This window comes from Mesorhizobium shangrilense (assembly GCF_040537815.1).
GTDB lineage: Bacteria > Pseudomonadota > Alphaproteobacteria > Rhizobiales > Rhizobiaceae > Mesorhizobium > Mesorhizobium shangrilense.
On sequence record NZ_JBEWSZ010000030.1, the window covers coordinates 1 to 4,064 of the forward strand.

Consider the following 4,064-nt stretch of genomic DNA (forward strand, 5'->3'; position numbering starts at 1 on the left):
GACGTCAAATGACTACGGTCGCCTGCCGGAGATCGTAGATACCGCTGACCAGTTGGTCGGGCTCCTCGCGCAGGCCGATCGAGCGCGCCATCTGGAGAAAGACGGCGATCACGGTCGTTGGCGGACGGAGCGCCCGTGGTGAAAACGAACAGCGTCCTGTTCAAGGTTCCAGCCGGTCCAAATACCGATCCAACGCCTCCCGTGTTGTGGGGGGCAAAGAACTTGGTTTGACGGATGATCAGACCGTCGGCGGTCAGGTCATCTCGCTGAAGGGCGAGGGCTCCGAAAAAGCGTATGCCAGTAGGGGCCACCAAACCGAACGGTTGGGGAATTTTGGAATTGCCGCTGCAGGCCTCGGTTGGACACAATTCAGGCGATTGCCTAATTGCGTCCTGAGCGAAGGGGCTGGATCGAAGGCAAAGCGCCCTGCCGATTCCGCTTCGTGTGAATCATCTCGCTGCCCGATCCGGCAGGCAGTTTCAACGTCGTAGGAGACTATGGCCTCCCAGTTTGTCTGACTGCCGCAATGACGATGCGCACCGGTCGGCCAAGGCGCATAAGCGCCTTGCCGCTGCCAAGTCACGGTGCTCGCCGAAGAAGAAGTCGACTGTGACACCAACGGTGTCAATCGCACGGTAGAGATCCACTCATTGGTCCCAGACCTCGATAATAGGTCTCGCCCATACGCCACCTGCTGCCGAGAGCCCACTTGCGTCGACTAAACACAGGTGCCCCGCCTAATCGCTTAAATTAACCATGGCTTTAGGTCGAATCCTCTCGCCGCTTGATTTGAATCCAAGATCAGCCCACATCCCGACCTTCTTCGTAAGGGGCGGGGATGGTTGCGAAACGCGTGCCGAGGATCAACAGCCTGGAATGGCTGGAGTGGAAGTTTCCCACGGAGGATTCGGTGCGGAGGCTGTTCGAGGGTATGGTCTGGCCGGACGGCGCCCACTGCCCGCACTGCGGTTCGGCCGAGGTCTGGCGCTTCAGCGGCCGCAAGTCCCCTCCCGGCCTCTACGAATGCCGACACTGCGCGGGCCAGTTCACGGTCATCGCCAAGACTCCTATGCACGCCACGAAGCTCCCTCTGAACGTCTGGCTGCGGGCGTTGTACCTGATTCTTTTCTCGTCGAAGGGCGTGTCCTCGGTAATCCTGGGGAAACAGCTCGGGATGCGGCAGTCTACGGCCTGGATGATGGCGCATGCTGTCCGCGAGATGACTGAAGACCGCGACGGGCGGGATCCACTGCTGGGGTGCATCGTCGAGATCGACACGACCTACATGGGCGCGCCGCCGCGCAAGAAGAAGACGAAGTTCCACAAGCATTTCTGGAACCCGCCAGGGGCACGAAGCGGCCACAGGTCGCAGTTGCTGCCAGCCGCGACGGGCGCGCGGCTGCTGTGGTCATCAAGAAGGGGGATAGCAGCAACAATCAGCCGCTTCCTGGATCGGTTCGTGTCGAAGGATGCCAGGATCATGTCCGACGACGACAAGGCGATCGGCAGGGCGGCGAAGGCGTTCTCGGGCGGCCACAGGATAGTCACCCACCGCGCTGACGAGTTCGCCCGCGGCGAGGTCCACTCGAACACTGTCGAGTGACTTGCTTCACAGCTCAAGCGCGCGCAGCTCGGCGTGTTCCACTATATCAGCGAGATGCACCTGCAACGCTACGTCGACGAGATCGTGTTCCGCCGGAACCAGAGGGTGATCACCAAGCAGTACGTGGAGAACGGCCCGAAGACCACGGAGTTGGTCTACCGGAACTTTGAAGTTCAGCTTCGTGACCTGCTCAAGCGGGAGATCGGGCGCCAGCTGCGCAGGTCGGAGATCGGCGGCATGGAATGGCCAGAGCCGATAGCGCCGGGATATGCGCCGGCGCCCTCGGCCGGACCCTGAGATCTCAGTCTCGGTGTTAATTCACAAGAACAGATAAGCCGCCAAAGCGGCCAGGATCAAAAATCCGAGAACGCCAGATCCGCTGGATTTGGCCTTCTTCTTGCGCCGTCGTCCGCCCGTTGAGACGCGCATTCCACCTGCGCCCACGCTGTTCGTTAGGCCACGATGCGTAAGAGTTGTCCTAAGTGGCCCACCTTTGAACGATTTCCGAAATCGAAACGCATGCTGCCTCCAAGCTCTCCGCACCCACCAAATGACGATGGGAGGAGGGGTTGGCCGGCGCAAGTCGCTGATTAACCTGCGTTTGGTAGATAGGCTCGCTGCACTTTAGCCTATGACGCCGTCTGTCAGATCTTTTATAGGTCGAACTAGCGCCCGTTGACATCGCGATCCTCCGAATTCGTTGAGGCGCTCCGTACCACACTACCGGCAAGCAAAATGTTGCAACAGATCCTTCAAATAACTTTACAGAATCTTTGCGAGCGCAGATCGCTGACCATGGTACCTTCACCACAAAGGCTGAGGTCAGGGACGAATAAAAGCTGATAGCTGTTTGCGCTCAGCCTGCCGCACAGCACGCAACGGAGGTCGACGCCAATGGCAAGAAGAGCGCTCATCCTGCTTGAAGGCCACAGGAGTATTGGTCTGCTATACGTCAAAGCGGCCCAGCGTCTTGACCTTACACCAGTTACCCTGTCGGCCGATCCAGCTCAGTACGACTATCTTGCGGCGGAAAGGCTTGAGGCAATCCGTGTCGATACAAACGATCTCGATGCGCTGATCCGCGAATGTTCCCAGCTGCAGGCGACCTATGACATCGCTGGCATTACTGGCTTTGCGGACTTCGACGAGTCGGTCTATGCGACAGTTGGCAAGCTCTGCGGGCATTTCGATCTGCCGGGACCGAACCCCGCATCCATCGAACGATGCTGCGACAAATTCATTCAACGTCAGCTCCTCGCCGAGGCCGGCGTTCCAATACCTGCTTATCGCTTGGCAGCGAATGCGACAGACGTAGAAAGCTCCGCCGCGGAGATCGGCCTGCCGGTGGTTCTTAAGCCAGTCATAGGCAGCGGTAGCAGTGGTGTCCGCTTGTGCCGCAACATCGATGAGTTAACCGAACATACGACCTATCTGTTGGGCGGGAAGCACATATGGCGGTCTACGCCGAGGATACTGGTCGAAGAATTCGCACAAGGCCCCTTTTATAGCGTCGAGATAATGGGAAATGAGGTTATTGGGGTTGTCGCCGCTGACTTCAGCTCCCCACCGCATTTCGTCTTCCGTGAGACGACCTCTCCGGCCCCGCTGACTGATGACGAGCATAAACGTATCGTTGATGTTTCGCTGACTTGTTTGGGAGCTCTCGGCCTTGCCTGGGGGCCAACGAACATCGAACTCCGGTGGACGAAGCGTGGCCCAGTCGTCATCGAAGTCAATCCGCGTCTTGCTGGCGCGCTCGAGCCTCAACTGGTCCAGCTGGCTTACGGTATCGATCTCGTCACCGAGCACATCAAGCTTGTCATCGACGAGGAATGGGATTCGCGCAGAAGGCATTCGCAGACTGCGGCGGCGCGGTTCCTAATTCCTGATCGCGATGGCATCCTCGATTGGATCGATGGCGACAGTCGGGCGGCTGCTGTAGCAGGTGTCGCCGAGGCCAAATTGTATTTTGAACCCAAGACACCGATCGTCAGGAAAGGTGATTACCGAGACACGATCGGACATGTCATCGCCGCTTCAGCCAGTCCAGCTCAGACCAAGGCGATACTTCAGCATGCCGTCGACTTAATTAGTTGGTCGATCACACCACTTCCGGCCCTTGGCGAACAGGAGCAATCAGCGCCCGTAGCCGGTGTTACGGGGGCACCAGCCTGAGGGGCGATGTTCGGAGCCTTTGCGGGCTTCGAAATATGACGATTTCAGAGCCTAAGTTTTAGGTCTAGCACCTGGAGGCGCTCCGCCGGATCGAGGTGTTCACCGGCGCAGGCCCGGCGGCGTGAATGGCCTGTGAGGCGAAGGCGCGGATCGTGGCCGAGAGCTAGAGTATCCGTCTTGGTCAAGGAATGTGTGGAGCCCATTTTCGGTCGTCCCTGATGAGTGCGTTTGCGAGGACGACAAGCTTTCGCATGATTGCGGTTATGGCGACTTTTGCAGGTTTTCC

General features: G+C 58.7%; 2 protein-coding genes and 3 pseudogenes. 3 read left to right on the forward strand and 2 right to left on the reverse strand.

Features of this window, described 5'->3' with window-relative positions:
- Positions 1–484: 484 nt before the first annotated feature.
- Positions 485–723 (reverse strand): annotated as a pseudogene (locus tag ABVQ20_RS40225) (DDE-type integrase/transposase/recombinase); the annotation flags it as partial.
- Between the two features lie 115 nt (positions 724–838).
- On the opposite strand from ABVQ20_RS40225, the gene ABVQ20_RS40230 reads away from it, so the two are divergent.
- The 3 genes and pseudogenes from ABVQ20_RS40230 to ABVQ20_RS40240 all read left to right on the forward strand — a co-directional run bounded on the left by ABVQ20_RS40230 (position 839) and on the right by ABVQ20_RS40240 (position 3,778).
- Positions 839–1,603, forward strand: coding sequence for an IS1595 family transposase (locus ABVQ20_RS40230; RefSeq protein WP_354465385.1), 765 nt, complete (start codon positions 839–841; stop codon positions 1,601–1,603).
- Between the two features lie 15 nt (positions 1,604–1,618).
- Positions 1,619–1,900 (forward strand): annotated as a pseudogene (locus ABVQ20_RS40235) (transposase); the annotation flags it as partial.
- A 597-nt stretch (positions 1,901–2,497) separates the two neighbouring features.
- Positions 2,498–3,778 carry an ATP-grasp domain-containing protein gene (locus tag ABVQ20_RS40240; protein WP_354465387.1) on the forward strand — a complete coding sequence of 427 codons (1,281 nt, stop codon included), beginning with the start codon at positions 2,498–2,500 and terminating at the stop codon, positions 3,776–3,778.
- 181 nt (positions 3,779–3,959) lie between these two features.
- Here ABVQ20_RS40240 and ABVQ20_RS40245 read toward each other — a convergent pair.
- Positions 3,960–4,064 (reverse strand): annotated as a pseudogene (locus ABVQ20_RS40245) (IS110 family transposase); the annotation flags it as partial.